At 70.9% G+C, this 16,282-nt stretch carries 14 protein-coding genes; 3 read left to right on the top strand and 11 right to left on the bottom strand.

Translation table 11 applies throughout. The annotated features are described in order from the left end of the window. Positions 1–16: 16 nt before the first annotated feature. Both rpoD and dtd read right to left on the bottom strand, forming a co-directional pair. Positions 17–1,882 (bottom strand): RNA polymerase sigma factor RpoD, encoded by a 1,866-nt coding sequence (gene rpoD, locus VGU03_RS14230; protein WP_327481615.1) that lies wholly within the window; start codon positions 1,880–1,882, stop codon positions 17–19. A 157-nt stretch (positions 1,883–2,039) separates the two neighbouring features. After that, positions 2,040–2,483, bottom strand: coding sequence for a D-aminoacyl-tRNA deacylase (gene dtd / locus VGU03_RS14225; protein ID WP_327481613.1), 444 nt, complete (start codon positions 2,481–2,483; stop codon positions 2,040–2,042). A gap of 115 nt (positions 2,484–2,598) precedes the next feature. On the opposite strand from dtd, the gene VGU03_RS14220 reads away from it, so the two are divergent. Continuing rightward, positions 2,599–3,480, top strand: coding sequence for a lipid A biosynthesis acyltransferase (locus tag VGU03_RS14220; protein ID WP_327482120.1), 882 nt, complete (start codon positions 2,599–2,601; stop codon positions 3,478–3,480). A gap of 160 nt (positions 3,481–3,640) precedes the next feature. On the opposite strand, the gene VGU03_RS14215 is transcribed toward VGU03_RS14220, so the two are convergent. From VGU03_RS14215 to def, 9 genes are all read right to left on the bottom strand, one after another. Then, complete coding sequence (locus VGU03_RS14215) at positions 3,641–3,961, bottom strand: tetratricopeptide repeat protein (RefSeq protein ID WP_327481611.1); 321 nt, start codon at positions 3,959–3,961, stop codon at positions 3,641–3,643. Continuing rightward, complete coding sequence (locus tag VGU03_RS14210) at positions 3,958–5,679, bottom strand: ArnT family glycosyltransferase (protein ID WP_327481609.1); 1,722 nt, start codon at positions 5,677–5,679, stop codon at positions 3,958–3,960. Before VGU03_RS14210 ends, VGU03_RS14215 begins: the two co-directional genes overlap by 4 nt. Before the next feature lie 60 nt (positions 5,680–5,739). After that, entirely contained in the window at positions 5,740–6,789 is a 1,050-nt protein-coding gene (locus VGU03_RS14205; protein ID WP_327481608.1) for a UDP-N-acetylglucosamine 2-epimerase, read from the bottom strand. Between the two features lie 39 nt (positions 6,790–6,828). Next, on the bottom strand, positions 6,829–7,644 hold the full coding sequence (locus VGU03_RS14200; RefSeq protein WP_327481607.1) for a glycosyltransferase family 2 protein: 816 nt from the start codon (positions 7,642–7,644) through the stop codon (positions 6,829–6,831). Positions 7,645–7,653: 9 nt separating this feature from the next. Then, the gene (locus tag VGU03_RS14195) at positions 7,654–8,955 is read right to left on the bottom strand and encodes an O-antigen ligase family protein (protein WP_327481605.1); all 1,302 of its coding nucleotides are present in this window, start codon (positions 8,953–8,955) and stop codon (positions 7,654–7,656) included. Next, positions 8,952–10,673 carry a glycosyltransferase family 39 protein gene (locus VGU03_RS14190; RefSeq protein WP_327481603.1) on the bottom strand — a complete coding sequence of 574 codons (1,722 nt, stop codon included), beginning with the start codon at positions 10,671–10,673 and terminating at the stop codon, positions 8,952–8,954. The genes VGU03_RS14195 and VGU03_RS14190 overlap by 4 nt, the downstream gene beginning before the upstream one ends. 65 nt (positions 10,674–10,738) lie before the next feature. Beyond that, entirely contained in the window at positions 10,739–12,034 is a 1,296-nt protein-coding gene (rsmB, locus tag VGU03_RS14185) for a 16S rRNA (cytosine(967)-C(5))-methyltransferase RsmB (RefSeq protein WP_327481601.1), read from the bottom strand. A 127-nt stretch (positions 12,035–12,161) separates the two neighbouring features. Next, a complete protein-coding gene (fmt, locus tag VGU03_RS14180; RefSeq protein WP_327482118.1) occupies positions 12,162–13,091 on the bottom strand; it encodes a methionyl-tRNA formyltransferase in 930 nt (309 codons plus the stop codon). Continuing rightward, on the bottom strand, positions 13,091–13,600 hold the full coding sequence (def, locus tag VGU03_RS14175) for a peptide deformylase (RefSeq protein ID WP_327481599.1): 510 nt from the start codon (positions 13,598–13,600) through the stop codon (positions 13,091–13,093). The genes fmt and def overlap by 1 nt, the downstream gene beginning before the upstream one ends. A 191-nt stretch (positions 13,601–13,791) precedes the next feature. Here def and VGU03_RS14170 point away from each other — a divergent pair, with 191 nt between their 5' ends. Then, entirely contained in the window at positions 13,792–14,919 is a 1,128-nt protein-coding gene (locus tag VGU03_RS14170) for a LysM domain-containing protein (protein WP_327481597.1), read from the top strand. 84 nt (positions 14,920–15,003) lie between these two features. Next, positions 15,004–16,134 (top strand): DNA-processing protein DprA, encoded by a 1,131-nt coding sequence (gene dprA / locus VGU03_RS14165; protein WP_327481595.1) that lies wholly within the window; start codon positions 15,004–15,006, stop codon positions 16,132–16,134. Positions 16,135–16,282: the final 148 nt, after the last annotated feature.

Genomic DNA, 16,282 nt, shown 5'->3' with positions numbered 1-16,282 from the left:
ATGCTTCGGATCGCGCTTACTCGAGGTCGAGGAACGAGCGCAGCTGCTCCGAGCGGCTCGGGTGACGCAGCTTGCGCAGCGCCTTGGCTTCGATCTGGCGGATGCGCTCGCGGGTGACGTCGAACTGCTTGCCGACTTCCTCGAGGGTGTGGTCGGTGTTCATGTCGATGCCGAAGCGCATGCGCAGCACCTTCGCTTCCCGCGGGGTGAGGCCGGCGAGCACGTCGCGCACGGTCTCCATCAGGCCGGTCTCGGTCGCCGACTCGATCGGCGAGGAGGCGTTGGTGTCCTCGATGAAGTCGCCCAGGTGCGAGTCCTCGTCGTCGCCGATCGGGGTCTCCATCGAGATGGGTTCCTTGGCGATCTTGAGCACCTTGCGGATCTTGTCCTCGGGCATCTCCATCTCCTTGGCCAACTCCTCCGGCGTCGGCTCGCGGCCGAACTGCTGGAGCATCTGGCGGGAGATGCGGTTCAACTTGTTGATCGTCTCGATCATGTGCACCGGGATGCGGATGGTGCGCGCCTGGTCGGCGATCGAGCGGGTGATCGCCTGGCGGATCCACCAGGTGGCGTAGGTCGAGAACTTGTAGCCGCGGCGGTATTCGAACTTGTCCACCGCCTTCATCAGGCCGATGTTGCCCTCCTGGATCAGGTCCAGGAACTGCAGGCCGCGGTTGGTGTACTTCTTGGCGATGGAGATCACCAGGCGCAGGTTCGCCTCGACCATCTCCTTCTTGGCGCGGCGGGCCTTGGCCTCGCCGATCGACATGGCGCGGTTGATTTCCTTGATGTCGGTCAGCGGCAGGAACAGCTTCTTCTCGATCGCGGCGAGCTTGTCCTGCTCGGCGTCGATCGCCTCGCGGTGCGTCTTGATGTTGGGCGACCATTTCTGGCGCTTGCGCGAGAGCTCGGCGGCCCACTCGGCGTTGCCTTCGTTGCTCGGGAAGGTCTTCAGGAACTCGGCCTTGGGCATCTTCACCTGCTTGACGAAGATGTCCATCAACACGCGCTCGTGGTGGCGGATGTCGCCCACCACTTCGCGCAGCTTGCGCACGAAGCTGTCGATCAGCGCGGACGGCAGCTTGAGCTTCAGGAACTCCTCGGCCATCTGGTCGCGCAGCTTGACGATCTTCTTGTCGGTGATGCCGGTGGCCTTGGGCGCGGCCTTCTGGAACTTGCCGTAGTAGTCGCGCAGCAGCTCCATGCGGCGCTTGACCTCCTCCGGATCGGGACCGGTCGGGCCGGCCTCCTCTTCCTCGGCGGCCTCGACTTCCTCTTCCTCTTCCTCGTCGGCCTCGCCCTCGACCGCATTGGCGGCCGCTTCCTCCGCTTCGGCCAGGGCGGCGTCGGCGGCCTGCTCCAGGTCGGCGAAGCCGGCCAGAATCTCGGACAGGCGGCGCTTGCCGTCCAGGTGCTGGTCGTACTCCTCCAGCAGGAGCTCGATGGTCAGCGGGAAGCTGGCCAGCGCGGTCTGCACCTGCGCCAGGCCTTCCTCGATGCGCTTGGCGATGGCGATCTCGCCCTCGCGGGTGAGCAGCTCCACCGTGCCCATCTCGCGCATGTACATGCGCACCGGATCGGTGGTGCGGCCCACTTCGGCGTCGACGGCCGAGAGCAGCGCGACTGCTTCCTCGGCGGCCGCCTCGTCGTCGTTGCCCGTGCCGGGGGCGTTGTCGGCCAGCGGGTCGGCGTCCGGCGCGGCGTCGTGCACCTCGATGCCGACGCCCTTGAGCACCGCCATGATGTCTTCGATCTGCTCCGGATCGACGATGTCGTCGGGCAAGTGGTCGTTGATCTCGGCGTACGTCAGGTAACCCTGTTCCAGGCCCTTGGAGATGAGCGCCTTGATTTCAGACTGTTGCTCGGGAGCTTTGTTGTTCATACCTACCGCCGGGATGCAGGAACCGATCAGTATAGCGATGTGGCGCTTTTTTGACCAGTTCGGGAGTGAAAAAATTCATCGGCCGCCTACGCAAAAAACGCGCCAGATGGGCGTTTGCGCGGCGGACCAGCTTGTTCGTGGAGGGCGCTTGTGCTGCTCATGGCACGTCGAGCCAGAAGGTGACGGGGCCGTCGTTGACGAGCCGGACTTCCATATGGGCGCCGAAGCGCCCGGTTTCCACCCCTCCGGCGTGCGCGGCGCGGGCCAGTTCCACCAGGCGTTCGAACCAGCGCCTGCCGTGCTCGGGCGGCGCGGCGGAGGTGAAGCTCGGCCGCATGCCCGAGCGGGTATCGGCCGCCAGCGTGAACTGGCTGACCAGCAGCAGGCCGCCGCCGGTGTCGGCCAGCGAGCGGTTCATGCGCCCGGCTTCGTCGGCGAAGACGCGGTAGCCGAGCAGGCGTTCCAGCATCCGCCTGGCCTGCGCCTCGCCGTCGGCGGGCTGCACCGCCACCAGCGCCAGCAGCCCCGGGCCGATCGCGCCCACGCACTGGTCGTCGACCACCACGCTGGCGGACTGCACGCGCTGGATGAGGCTGATCATGCCGGGGGTAACGTCCGCAGGGCGTCCCTGCAAGAATACGGGATGGTCCGTCCTTAGCGGCAGGCCCGCCGTTCCCTTGATCGCCGCAGAGAGCGGCCCGGACCTCACCCCCACGATGCGCCCCGACGTCTACTTGCTTTACCTCGCACTACGCCTGCTGGGCCTGCTGCCGTTGCGGTGGCTGCAGGGCGCGGGTGCCCTTTTTGGCCGCCTGTTGCGCTGGCGGCGGGGCCGCACGGCGCACGTCACCGCGGTCAACCTGTCGATCGCGCGGCCACAGCTGGCGCCGGAGGCCCGGGCGGCGCTGCTGCGCGAGGTGATGGCCGAGGGCGGCAAGTCGGGCGCGGAGATCGTCAAGGTCTGGGGCGCCGGCGCCGAACGGGCGTTGGGCCTGGTGCGCGAGGTGCGCGGCGCCGACCTGCTGGACGCGGCGCTGGCCGAGGGCCGCGGCGTGATCATCGCCGCGCCGCACCTGGGCTGCTGGGAGCTGCTCAACTACTGGCTGTGCAGCCGCACGCCGCTGGCGATCCTCTACCGCCCGCCGCGCTTCCCGGCGGTGGAGCAGCTGCTGCGCAAGGTGCGCGGCGCGCTGGCGCCGGAGCAGGTGCGCGCCGAGGGCGCCGGCGTGCGCGCGCTGTACAAGCGCCTCGCCACCGGCGGCGCGGTGGGCATCCTGCCCGACCAGAAGCCGCGCGCCGGCGAGGGCGAGTTCGCGCCGTTCTTCGGCCGCGACGCGCTGACCATGGTGCTGCTGCCGAGGCTGGCGTCGCGCACGGGAGCGGCCGTGCTGTTCGCATTCGCCGAGCGGTTGCCGCGCGGCGCGGGTTTCCGCATCCATCTGCTGCCGGCGCCCGCGGGGCTGGACGACGCCGATCCGCGGCAGGCCTGCGCGGCACTCAACCGTGGCGTGGAGGCCTGCGTCGAAGTCGCGTTCGCGCAGTATCAGTGGCACTACCGGCGCTGGTCGGCCCACGGCCTGCCCAATCCCTACGGCTGAAAGGATGGCTGGCTCCGTTGCTATTACGCGAGAGATGCCCGCAGGGCGGACGAGGGGAAACCTCGCCTCGAGCCCAGGCCCTGCGCCCAAGAGCGCCCCATCCGCCTGTCGGCCGCGTTCGCGGTGGAAGGATTCGACGGAGAGGTCGAGGCGAATCGTCCTATTCCCGCTCCAGCCGCCGCAGGAACACGGACATCTCCTTCTCCGCCTGCTTGTCTCCGCGCTGGCTGGCCACCGCGATGCCCCGGCGCCAGGCCGCGGCCGCGCCCGCGTGGTCGTCCATCGCCAGGCAGGCCTTGCCGAGCAGCTTCCACGCCGCCGAATAGCCGGCGTCGAAGTCGAGCGCGCGGCGCAGTTCGGCTGCCGCCTCGGCTGGCTGGCCGTCGGCCAGCAGGGCGTTGCCGAGCGAGAACCTGAGCAGCGCGCCATCGCGCGGCCCACCGCATTGCGCGCGCAGGCCGGCGATCAGCGCGGCGTTCACGGCAGCGGCCGGTAACGGCCGTCGGTGCCGGGATAGGCAGTGCCGGGGTAGATGCGCGTGGGCTGGGCCGGTTCCGGCGGGCGCTGGCCCATGCGCAGATCGGCCAGCGTGGCGGCCGGCCAGACCACCAGCCAGGAGGAACGGAACGGCTGCACCAGCAGCGGATAACGCAGCGCGTCGGCATCGAGCTTGCCCGGATGCGTCACGACCAGGCCGTCCGGATGGGCACGGGCGAAGGCCTCGACCGCCGCGTCGCCCTGCAGCTCGGCGATCGGATTCTCCAGCCGGCCGGCGAAATGGAACTGGCCCTCGTACGCGCCGGTGAAGCCGATCGCGCGGTTCTGCGCGTCGGCCGCGTGCAGCAGGCGGGTGGCCGGCGTGAGGTCGTAGCGCGGCCACAACGTCAGGGTGAACAGCGTGTTGACCGCCAGCGTGCCGAGCAGTCCGGCGAACGCCAGCCGGCGCATCTCGCCGCGGCCGCGCAGCAGCAGCAAGCCGCCCAGCAGCAGGAACACCACGCTGAAGAAGCGGCTGTAGGGAGCGGTGGTCTCGAACCAGTCGCCGTGCAGGCGTCCGGCGCGCACCAGCCAGGGCAGCACGAACAGGAACACCGCGAAGGCGATGCCGCCCAGCGCCAGCGGCCAGGTGCCCAGCCAGCCGTTGTAGGCCAGCGGCGGGCGTCGCTCGCGCAGCAATGCGACCGCGCCGGCCACCAGCAGCACCGCGCCGGCGAACTCCGGCAGCGGGTAGTACAACTGCTTGCCGCTGATCAGCGAGAAGGTGAGGAACACCGGCACCACCCAGCACAGCGCGAAGCGCACGCCCGCATCCAGCGGCCGCCGCAGCAACGCCAGCGCCACCCAGGCGCGCGGCCAGCCGCTGAAGGGGAACAGCAGCAGCGGCAGCGACACCAGGTACCACCACACCGGGCGGGCATGGTCGAAGGCGTTCACCACGCGGCCGGCGGTCTGGGTGAAGAACAGCCGCTGGCGATAGGCCTCGCCACCGCTGAAGCCGGCCGGCAGCGCCCAGGCCAGCAGCATCGCGAAGCCGAGCAGGAAGGCGAGCAGGCCGCGGCCGTACCAGCGCGCGCGGTTCCGGTTCGCCCAATCGTTCCACAAGGGGCCGAGCAGCCACGGGAACACCACGTGCAGGGCCATCACCGGGCCCTTGGTCAGCAGGCCCAGCCCCAGGCAGATGCCGAACAGCCACCAGCGCGGCTCCTCCCGCGAGGGCGTGCGCGTCAGGCACAAGAGCGCTGCCAGCGCCCACGCCGCCAGCAGCACGTCGTACATCACCTGCAAGCCGAACAGGAAGGCGTAGGACAGCGCCAGCAGCATCCACGGCGCCGCCCTGGCCACCCACGGCCGGTCCGGGAACAGCCGCCGTGCCAGCGCCGCCAGCAGCACCAGCTGGCTGCCGCCGAAGATCACCTCCAGCACGCGCGGCCAGACGTCGTTCACGCCGAAGGCGAACCAGCCGGCCTGGATCATCCAGAACAACAGTGGCGCCTTTTCGCTGTACGGCACGCCGTTGTTGTAGGGCACCAGCCAGTGGCCGTGCGTCCACATCTCCCAGGCCACCGCCAGCGTGCGGGTCGAATACAGCGGCATCGGGCCGTGCGAGAAGATCGCCAGCAACGCCGCCGCCGCCCACAGCGGCAGCCACGGCCACAGGGCGCGCAAGTGTTCGGAACGGCGGTAGGCGTTGGGCTGCACGGAGAGGCTCGTGGCTGGGAAGATCCCGATTCTAGCCCGAGCGGTGCGCCGGAGCCGGCGCTAGCGCGGCAGCCGCGCCGGGCCCCAGTAGCCGATGCGCCGACGCAGCTTGAGCTTGCGCCAGAGGTTGAGCGGCTTGGCGCGGCGGTTGCGCCCGCCCGCGGCGACGAAGGCGTCGATGGCGGCGAGCACGCGCTCGCTGGCATGGCCGTCGCGATAAGGGTGGATCGCGTCGGCATAGTCGCGGATCGCGGCCATCAGCTGCGGCGGCCGCGCCAGCGCGCGCTCGATCGCCGGTTCGAACTGCGTCGGGTCGTCGATATCGATCAGTTGCGGCCCCGGGCGGCGATTCCTGAAGGTGACCACCGGCTTGCCGGTGAGCAGGAATTCGTTGAGCGCCGAGGAGGTGTCCGAGCACATCATGTCCACCTGCGGGAACAGCTCGAGGATGTTGTCGTTCTCCGCGTAGCTCAGGTACTCGTTCTCGAGCGCCTTGTACTTGGCCACGGTCTCGGGGTTCATCTTCGGGTGGAAGGTGACGATCCAGCGCCAGCGTCCGTCGCGCGAAAGCCGCTTGACCTCCTCGTACAAGGTCTCCGCCGCGCTCCAGGAAGGCGAGAAGGTGGAGTGGTAGAGGATCACCGGCGGCGTGCGCACCGGCGGCACGGCACCTGCGATCTGCTTGAGGAACGGATCGAGCTTGGGCCAGCCGGTCTCGGCCACGCTGAAGTGGCCCAGCCGGTCGGCCAGCGCCTGGAACTGCGCGGTGTCGCGCGGACCGGTGGTGCAATACAGGTCGAAGAAGCCGCGGATGTAGATGTGCCGCGGCTTGCCCGCGTCGAAGCCGTGGAAGACCTCCACCTTCACGCCGGGGAAGAAGTGTGGCAGGTGGTTGCCGGGCGTGAGCACCGCCACCGGCTTCCAGCGGCGCACCTCCTGCACGCTCAGCAGGCGCTCATCGGCGGCCAGGTCCTCCGCGCCCGGCCCGTCGAAGAACCACGCCGCCTCGTCGCCGCGCGCGCGGATCGCCGCCTGCAGCGGACGCAGGATGGCCAGCGCGTAGCGTTCGGAACCGTAGAGCAGGTAGTGCCGCTTGGAGGGCGTTTGCATGGAGGTATCGCAGTCTCGGGTGAGGGCCTTGCGGCGCGGTCAGCGGTCCAGCCCGTGCCGCGCGAGCGCCGCGCCGGCGCGCTCGACCGAAGCGCGGTTGTGCACCATCTCGTAGTAGCGCATGCGCTTGTACAGCGCATAGCTGGCCGCCGTCTGCGCGATCATGAAGCCGCGCCAGCCGTCCAGGAAGGCGAGCCGGAACAGGTAATCCTTGGCGAAGGCGAGCACGTACACGAACGGCGCCTGCCACATGCGCGCCGGCTTGCCCTTGTCGAGCCAGTCCCTGCACTTGAGCTCGGCATAGCGCAGCACCTTGAGCTGCTTGTGCACCAGGGTGGGATTGTTGACGTGGTCGAAGGGCGCGTCGAAGGTGGGCGCGCTGCCCTCGAAGCGCAGCGATTCGTGTACGCGCGCATCGGTCCAGTGCGCGCGGGCGCGGTGGTACAGGCGCGCCATCCTCTCGCCCACCGCCGGGCGGTACCAGCGCATCGGCCGGCCCATGTAGACGGTGCGCCGGCGCAGCCAGGCGGCCGGCGCGCCGCCCGCCATCAGCGCAGGCAGGCGGCGTTCCATCTCCGCGGCCAGCTCGGGCGAGAGGAATTCGTCCGCGTCCAGCGCCAGGATCCAGTCGTGCGCGCATTGGGTGGTGGCGAAGTTGCGTTGTGGGCCGAAGCCGAGCCAGTCCTGGTGGACCACCCGCGCGCCATGCGCCTGCGCGATGGTCACCGTATCGTCATCGCTGCCCGAATCGACGACGAGCTTTTCCGCCGCGAAGGGCACGCTGTCCAGGCAGCGCGCGATGTTTTCGGCCTCGTTGTGGGTAATGACGACGAGGGTCAGGGGCAAGGTGGCCATGCGGGCATTCTAGGGTGCCGGCTGCGTGTCGCGCAGTGGACAGCTCGTGCGCTGGCCGACGCGCACGGCCAGGCCGAGCACCAGAAAGAAGAAGAACGACTGCGACATCACGCGGTAGAACACGCTCTCGCCGAGGGCGCACAGCAGGTACAGCACCACGATCGCCAGCCCCGCGCTGGCAGTGGCCGCCACCGTCGCGTCCGGATCGCGCAGGCGCCTGCCGAACCAGGCCAGCGGCAGCCCGAACACGGCCAGCAATGCGAGCAGCTGGGGCACGCCGCCGGTCGCCAGCGCACGCAGATACTCGTTGTGCGGCTGGTTGTAGCGGGCGATGGAAGGATCGGTGCGCCCGGCCGCGATCTCTACCTGCACGTACTTGTCGAACTGATCGATGCCGATCCCGGCCAGCGGATGCTCGGCAAACGCACGCAACGCCGTGCGCCACATCTCCAGCCGCTGGCCGACCGAGCCGTCCGGGTCGCCGCGGTCGAAGTCGGCGACCTCCTGGTGGATGTTGTCGAACCGCCCGAGCATGGCGCCATGCAGCGTCACGGTGGCCAGCGCGCCGCCCACGCAGACCGCGGCGCTCACCGCCAGGGCTCCCCTCCAGCGGCCGCTGCGCCGAGCGTGCACCAGCAATACCAGCAGGAACGCCGGCACGAACGCCAGCAGCGGCCCGCGGCTCTGCGTGAGCAACGCGCCGTACATGCCGAACACCATCGCCGCAACGTGCAGCCACCAGCGTGCGCTGCCGGCGCGCGCGTGCAGCACCTGCACCAGCGCCAGCAGCGCCAGGCCGAGCAGCACCGTGGCGCACTCGATCGCACTGGAATCGCCGCCGTTGAGACCGTAGGCGCGCGCGATGCCCAGGCCATAGTGCTGCACCAGGCAGACCGACCCCAGGCCGATCGCGGTGAAGCTGAAGCCCGCCCACACCAGCGCCATCCTCAGCGGCCGGGCGAACACCGCCGCCACCACCACGTACAGCAGCACGTGCGCTGAGTGGTCCAGCGGACGCGCGCCCAGCCGGTGCCACAGCACGTTGCCGACACCGAGCGCGGCCAGCACCAGGGCGCCGGCGACCACCGGCACCGCCGCCCGGTAGCTGCGGCGAACCGGCGCGCGCCACAGCGAGGCCACGCCGCTGATGAACAGGAGCGCCGCCGGCAGCGCCTTGATCCCCGGCTCGATCGAGAACGACAGCGGCATCACGGCGACCAGCGCCGACAGCGCCCAGGTCAGCCACGCAGGCGAAGCCGGAGGACCGGACTCGCATTGCGGCGCCGTCAGGTCCTGGCCGCGCGCGTTCATTCGGGCACACTCGCATCGGCCGATTCGGCGGACGGATCGGGCAGGCAGCCGGCGATCACGGCGTCGGCCTTGAACATCCACCACTCGCGGCGGTTGGCCGGACCCACGTCGATCGCGCGGTCGCGGCGCACGCAATGGCCCATCGCCGGTTCCTGCACGAACAGCCAGCGGTGCGCCGGATCAGCCGCCTGCCAGGCGACCGCCGCGGCGTACTGCTGCGGCCAGGGACGGGTGAAACCGAAATCGACCTCGGGCCGGTCGAGCATCAGCAGGTTCTGCTCCTTCCAGGCGACCAGGCCGACCGCGTCGCCGGGCTGCATGCGCGCCGCCACCCTGGCCATCAGCCCGGCGGCGGAGCTGGACTGGTTGAGCAGCGGCGCGATGCCGAAGCTCCAGCCCAGCCACAGCGCGACCATGCCGCCGCCGACCGCCCACGCCGCGCGGCGCAGCCGCAGCGCGGCCACCAGCAGCAACTGCGTCGCGCCGATGGCGGCAAGCCACCACCACAGCGCGCGCACACCGGCGAAGCCTCGATCGAGCGCCCATTGCGTGGCGGCTTCGGGCGTGGCCAGGAGCGCATAGGCGCCCACCACCAGCAGCAGCGTGCCGAACAGGCCCACGAACACCAGCCCCGCCGTGCGCAGCCAGCGCATGCGCATCAGTTCATCGAGGAACGGCGCACTGGCCAGCGCGACCATCGGCAGCGCGGGCAGGATGTAGACGTCGCGCTTGCCGGCCGGAATCGAGAAGAACACCAGCACCAGCGCGACCCAGGCCAGCGGCAGCAGCATGCGCGCATCCCTGGCCTTCAGCGCGCGCCACCAGCGCGGCAGCGTGCCGGGATAGGTCAGCGACAGCGGCAGCCAGCTGAACAGCACGATCGGCACGTAGTAGAGCGGCGAGTGGATGTGCCCCCACGACTTGGCGTAACGGTCGGCGGTCTGGTGGAACAGGATGTCGCGCACGTAGGCGGCGTAGGCCGGATTCCCGGCATGCGCACGGGCCGCCAGCAACATCGGCACCAGCCACAGCGCGATCGCCGCAAGCACGGCGAGCAGGCCCAGCCACCAGCGCATCGCCTGGCCGGGCCCCATCCGCACCACGCCGTCCCAGCCGCGCCGCAACGCGAAGGCGTAAGGCAGCAAGAGCAGCAGCGGCAGGAAACCCACGCCCTTGGTGATCACCCCCAGGCCGGCGCAGAAGCAGCCCAGCCAGTACGCGCGCCAGTTCGGCCCCAGCAGCAGGTGCCTGAGCAAGCCCCAGTTGCCCGCGGTGATCAGGAACATCACCAGTGGATCGATCTGCGCGCGCTTGGTCTGGTAGACGAACTGGAACGCCAGCAGCAGCCCGGCCGCCGCGTACAGGCCCGCCTGGCGGCTCCACAGCCGCCGGCCGAGGTCGTAGACCAGCGCCAGCGTGCCCAGGGCCGCCAGCAGCGAGGGCAGCAGGAAAGCGATGCGCCAGTTGCGTACCACCTCGAAGCTCGCCGCCTCGGTCCACATCAACACCGGCGGCTTGTCGGCGTAGAGCTCGCTGCCGCGGTGGGGGAAAAGCCAGTCGCCGCCCTCGACCATCTGCTTGGCCGCCAGCGTGAAGCGCGGCTCGTCCGATGGCCAGGGATCGCGCAGGCCGATGCCGGCGCCGACCACCACCAGGGCGATCAGCATCAGCAGCCAGAAACGGCGGCGGTCCTGCGGCGTGGCATGGGAAAGGGTCATGGGCGATCCGTGCGAGGCAGCAAGGGTTTTTAGCTTGGGCGTGCTTACCTGGCGCTGAGCCGCGGTTACCGCTTTTCCAGCACGGCATAGTACATGCCGTCCAGATCGCCATCGCCGGGCAGGATCTGCCAGCCCACGGCGGCCGCCTGCCCCGCCGGCAGGGTGAATGGCAGCGCGCGCGCGTCGGGTGCGCTCCAGAGCAAGGCCTGGACGGCCGTCTCGTTTTCCGCGCGCAGCAGCGAACAGGTGGCGTACACCAGCCGGCCGCCCGGCTTGAGCAGCGGCCACAGCGCGGCGAGGATGCGCTGCTGCAGCGCGGCCAGCGCGTCGATGTCGCTGGCGCGCCGGTGCAGGCGTACGTCCGGCCGGCGACGCAGCACGCCGGTGGCCGAGCAGGGCGCGTCGATCAGGATGCGGTCGTAGGGCCGGCCGTCCCACCACGCCTCCGCCGCGCTGGCGTCGCCGGCGCGCAGGTCGGCGCGCAGGCCCAGGCGCTCCAGGTTCTGGCCGATCCGGCGCAGGCGGGCGGGGTCCGAATCCAAGGCGGTGAGGTCCAGCTCGTTGCGTTCGAGCAGGTGGCAGGCCTTGCCGCCCGGCGCGGCGCAGGCATCGAGCACGCGCTGGCCGGGGCGGGCATCGAGCAGGTCGGCGGCAGCCTGGGCGGCGCCGTCCTGCACCGCGAACAGGCCCTCGGCGAAACCCGGCAGGCGGGTGACGTCGCCGCTGTGCGGCAACACGACGGCGTCGGCAAGCCAGGGGTGCGGTTCGGCCGCCTGGCCGTGCAGGCGCAGGCGTTCGAGCAGCGCCTCGCGCGTGGTGCGGCGGCGGTTGGCGCGCAGCATCAGCGGGGGTTCGCGGTTGTCGGCAGCCAGCACGGCCTCGGCCTGGTCGGGCCAGTCGCGGGCGATCGCATCGGCCAGCCAGGCCGGATGGGCATGGCGGGTGGAGGGATTGGCATCGAGCAAGGCCAGCAGCTCGCCGCGCTCGCGCTGCCAGCGGCGCAGCACGGCATTGACCAGCCCGGCCAAGCGCGGGCGCTTGAGCGCCCGGGTCGCCTCGACGGTGGCCGCCACCGCGGCGTAGTCGCTGAGCTCCAGGATTTCCAGCTGCACCAGGCCGAGCACCAGCAGCGCATGCACCTGCGGCTCCTTGCGCCGCAGCGGCTGCGCCAGCAGGCGATCCAGCGCCGGATCGAAGCGCAGCCACCAGCGTGCGCCCTCGCTCAACAGCGCCATCAGCAGGGCGCGGTCGCGCGGGTCGGGCAGCTTGCCCGCATGGCGCTCCATCGCCTCGCGCAGCGAGGCGCCGCGCAGGGCGATGTCGGCCAGCGCGGTGGCGGCCAGGGCACGGGTGTCGGTCATGGCCTGGTCCCGCTCGCCCGAGGCCGGCTACCGAACCGACGGCCATCCGGGATGGGCTCGCGCACGGACGCCACGGGGCCGCGACCGATGCCCCCTCTCCCTCGTGGGCAGGGGAGCACGGCGTGGCTCACTTGGGCGCTCCGCGCAGTTCGGGACGCGCGTTGAGGTAATCGGCGGCGCTGATGCGCTTGCCGCCGGCGCGTTGCAGTGCGGTGATGCGCAGAGCGCCCTCGCCGCAGGCCAGCTCGATGCCGTCGCGGCCGGCGGCCAGCACGGTGCCGGGCGTGGCTCCGTGTTCGCGGCCGACGGCCTGGGCGGCCCAGATCCGGACGTTCTCGCCGGCGAGCGCGCCCTCGGCCACCGGCCAGGGGTCGAACGCGCGCACGGCGCGTTCCAGCTCGACCGCGGGACGGGCGAAATCCAGCCGCGCTTCGGCCTTGTCCAGCTTGTGCGCGTAGGTCGCGCCCGCGGCCGGCTGCGGCACCGCGGCCGGCACCTCGCCGGCTAGCGCGCGGCGCAGGCCTTCGGCGAGCACCTCGGCGCCCAGCACGGCGAGCCGGTCGTGCAGCGTGCCGCCGGTGTCGACCGGATGGATCGGCGTGCGCTTCTCCAGCAGCACCGGGCCGGTGTCCAGGCCGGCCTCCATGCGCATCAGGTCGACCCCGGTTTCCGCGTCGCCGGCGAGGATCGCGCGCTGGATCGGCGCCGCGCCGCGCCAGCGCGGCAGCAGGCTGGCGTGCACGTTCCAGCAGCCGAGGCGCGGAATGGCGAGCACCTTGCGCGGCAGGATCAACCCGTAGGCGACCACCACCATCAGGTCCGGCGCGTAGCCGGCCAGCGTGGCCTGGGCCTGGGCCGACTTAAGCGACTCGGGCTGCTCCACCGGCAGGCCGGCAGCCAGCGCGGCCTGCTTGACCGGACTGGGGGCGAGCTTGCGCCCGCGGCCGGCAGGGCGGTCGGGCTGGGTGTAGACGGCGACGACCTGCGCACCACTGGCGCGGCAGGCTTCCAGGCAGGGAACGGAGAACTCCGGCGTGCCCGCGAAAACGACGCGGATCAAGCGCTCGCCGCCTGCTTGCGCTGCTTCTCCAGGCGCTTGAGCAGCAGGTTGCGCTTGAGCGGCGAGAGGTAGTCGACGAACACCTTGCCGGCCAGATGGTCCAGCTCGTGCTGGATGCACACCGCCAGCGGGCCCTCGGCCTCCACCGTGATCTCGTTGCCGTCCACGTCCTGCGCCTTGACCGTGACCTTCAGCGCACGGGTGACGTCGGCATAGATGCCGGGGAAGGACAGGCAGCCCTCCTGGTATACCTGCGAACCTTCCTTGTCCACGATCTGCGCATTGATCAGCGCGAGCGGCTGGTTGCGCTCCTCGCTCATGTCGGCCACCAGCACACGCTTGTGCACGTTGACCTGGGTCGCCGCCAGGCCCACGCCGTTGGCCTCGTACATGGTCTGGAACATGTCGGCCACGAACTGCTTCAGTTCGGCGTCGAACGCGGTCACCGCCGCGGCCTGCGTGCGCAGCCGGGGGTCGGGAAATTCGAGGATCGTCAGGACGGACATTTCAATCACCTTTGGCGCCTTCGGATGCGGGCGGATCGGCGGATCGAAAGGCCCCGGCGCAAACTAGAATGGGCCTTATTGTACGGCGGCAAGCTCCCGTGCGGCAGGCGATTTTGCCAACTGCTCCCGGTTGCGGGCCTTCACCGTTCGGTTACACTCGCCCGAGCCTCGGGGGTAGGGGAATCCCGCACATGATCAAGAAGTCCATCGGGCTGCTGGCCGGCATGCTGGTCACCGTTGCCGTGTATGCCGCCGGCGCCCAGTTGCGCGCCGACCACCCCGATACCTACACCGTGCGCCGCGGCGACACGCTGTGGGACATCTCGGCCAAGTTCCTTTCCAAGCCCTGGCTCTGGCCGGAGATCTGGCAGGCCAACCCGCAGGTGCGCAACCCGCACCTGATCTATCCGGGCGACATGCTCAACCTTTCCTTCATCAATGGTCCGCGGGTGAAGCTGGAGCCCTCGGCGCACCGCGAAGGCGAGGCCGTTCCTGCGATCCCGCTCGACCAGCTGCGCATGTTCCTCAAGGACATGCGCGTGATGGACTCCAATGCGGTCAGCTCGGCGCCCTACGTGGTCGGCTTCGAGGAGGCGCGGCTGCGCGGCGCGGTCGGCCAGAACCTCTACGTGCGTGGCCTGAAGAGCAGCCCGGGCCAGCGCTGGGCGATCGTCCGCCCGACCCACGTGTTCCGTGGCTTCGCCCAGGGCGACAAGGGTGACGGCGGCGAAGAGGTCGTCGGGCACGAGCTGGACAGTGATGTGGCGATGGTCCGCACACCGTGGTCCGAGGATTTCCGCGACGACGGCCACTACGGCCGCGGCGAAGACCTCGGCGTCGAAGTCAGCGTGATCGGCACCGCCGAGACGCTGCGCGACGGCGATCCGTCCACGCTGCTGCTGCTGGACGCCACCCAGGAAATCCGCGCCGGCGACCGTGTCCTGCCGCTGGATGGCCCCGCTTACGATCCGTACTACTACCCGCACGCGCCGCAGTCGCTGCCGCGCAATGCGAGGGTGATCGCGTTCGCCGACGCGATGGACGCAGCCGGCCGCCGCCAGGTGGTGGCGCTGTCGATCGGCGCGAAGGACGGCGTGGACAACGGCCAGACCTACGCCCTGTTCCATCCCGGCGAGCGGGTGCACGACGACGTTGCCAGCAGCAGCTGGGATCGCGGCGTCGGTGAAAAGGTGACCCTGCCGGAGGAGTTCGTCGGCCACGTGATGGTGTTCCGCACCTTCGACCGGGTCAGCTACGGCCTGGTGATGGATGGCCTGCGGCCGGTGCATCGCGGCGACCGCCTGGAACTTCCCCAGTAAGGCTTCCACTTTCGGGCTTCTCCGACAGGACGGCGCGGCTTCGGCCGCGCCGTTTTTCGTGGAGCGCTCCCTACACTGGCCCGGATGAGCGACCCTGACGCGCTGCGCGCCTGGCTGATCCTGCTGCGAACACCCGGCATCGGGCCCGCCTGGCTGCGCGAGCGGTTGGCCGACGGGAGCGGTGACGTGCATGCCGTGCTCGATGCACTGCGGCGCGCGCCGGCAGGTTTGGAGGATGCGGCCCGCGGCTGGCTGGCGCGGCCGGACGAAGCGCGACTGGCCGCCGATCTCGCCTGGCTCGACGCCCCCGGCCGTCGCCTGCTGTGCTGTACCGACGCGGACTTCCCGCCGCCGCTGGAACACATCGCACAACCGCCCGCGGCGCTGTTCGTGGACGGCGATGCAGCCCTGCTGCTGCGCCCGCAGGTCGCCATCGTCGGCGCGCGTGGCGCCACCTCGGGCGGCCTGGCGCATGCCCGCCGGTTCGCCAGCGCGCTGACGCAGGCCGGCTTCGTGATCACCAGCGGCATGGCCGAAGGCGTCGACGGCGCGGCGCACGCCGCGGCGCTGGATGCCGGCGCGCCGACCGTCGCGGTGGTCGGCACCGGCCCGGATCGCGTCTACCCGCGCAAGCACCAGGCGCTGGCGCGCGCCATCGCGGCGCGTGGCGCGCTGGTCAGCGAGTTCCCGCCCGGCATGGCGCCCCGTGCAGACCACTTCCCCCGCCGCAACCGCATCATCGCCGGGCTGTCGCTGGGCACGCTGGTGGTCGAGGCGGGCCTGAAGTCCGGTTCGCTGATCACCGCGCGGCTGGCCGGCGAGCAGGGCCGCGAAGTGTTCGCCCTGCCCGGCTCGGTGCACAACCCGCTGGCGCGCGGGTGCCACCGCCTGATCCGGGAAGGCGTGCGGCTGGTCGAGGAGCCGGACGAACTGATCGAGGCGCTGGCGCCGGCGGCACGCGCGCTGGGCATGGAGCTGGCCGCGCGGCTGGCGGCCGGAACCGGAACCGCCGTGACCGCTGCCGCCGGCGCGGCGGACCCGGATCCCGAGCACCGCCTGCTGTACCGGGCGATGGGCCACGATCCGGCCACGCTCGACGAACTGGCGGCGCGCACCGGCCTGCCGCCGGCGGCGCTGTCCTCCATGTTGCTGATGCTCGAACTGGACGGACGCGTCGAGAGCCTGCCCGGCAACCGGTTCCAGTGCGTGTGCTAGCCGCCACATGCAGCCGGGGGCCACCGCGCATGCGCGGCGCCCGCGCGCTGCAGCCCTCGCAACCCGCGCCGGGCCGCGCTTTCACGCGATCCGGCTTGACAGCCCACGCGCGCGCATGGCTCAACTAATAAAGAGTGTGCCCGCCAGC

It is taken from the genome of Frateuria sp., assembly GCF_035944355.1.
Classification (GTDB): Bacteria; Pseudomonadota; Gammaproteobacteria; order Xanthomonadales; family Rhodanobacteraceae; genus Frateuria_A.
This window is presented reverse-complemented; position numbering and strand designations above follow the sequence as displayed.

Bases quoted from the DNA above. Each gene is read 5' to 3' on its own strand.
- rpoD (WP_327481615.1), bottom strand. From the start codon at position 1,882: ATGAACAACAAAGCTCCCGAGCAACAGTCTGAAATCAAGGCGCTCATC.
- dtd (WP_327481613.1), bottom strand. From the start codon at position 2,483: ATGATCAGCCTCATCCAGCGCGTGCAGTCCGCCAGCGTGGTGGTCGAC.
- VGU03_RS14220 (WP_327482120.1), top strand. From the start codon at position 2,599: ATGCGCCCCGACGTCTACTTGCTTTACCTCGCACTACGCCTGCTGGGC.
- VGU03_RS14205 (WP_327481608.1), bottom strand. From the start codon at position 6,789: ATGCAAACGCCCTCCAAGCGGCACTACCTGCTCTACGGTTCCGAACGC.
- VGU03_RS14200 (WP_327481607.1), bottom strand. From the start codon at position 7,644: ATGGCCACCTTGCCCCTGACCCTCGTCGTCATTACCCACAACGAGGCC.
- VGU03_RS14195 (WP_327481605.1), bottom strand. From the start codon at position 8,955: ATGAACGCGCGCGGCCAGGACCTGACGGCGCCGCAATGCGAGTCCGGT.
- VGU03_RS14190 (WP_327481603.1), bottom strand. From the start codon at position 10,673: ATGACCCTTTCCCATGCCACGCCGCAGGACCGCCGCCGTTTCTGGCTG.
- rsmB (WP_327481601.1), bottom strand. From the start codon at position 12,034: ATGACCGACACCCGTGCCCTGGCCGCCACCGCGCTGGCCGACATCGCC.
- def (WP_327481599.1), bottom strand. From the start codon at position 13,600: ATGTCCGTCCTGACGATCCTCGAATTTCCCGACCCCCGGCTGCGCACG.
- VGU03_RS14170 (WP_327481597.1), top strand. From the start codon at position 13,792: ATGATCAAGAAGTCCATCGGGCTGCTGGCCGGCATGCTGGTCACCGTT.
- dprA (WP_327481595.1), top strand. From the start codon at position 15,004: ATGAGCGACCCTGACGCGCTGCGCGCCTGGCTGATCCTGCTGCGAACA.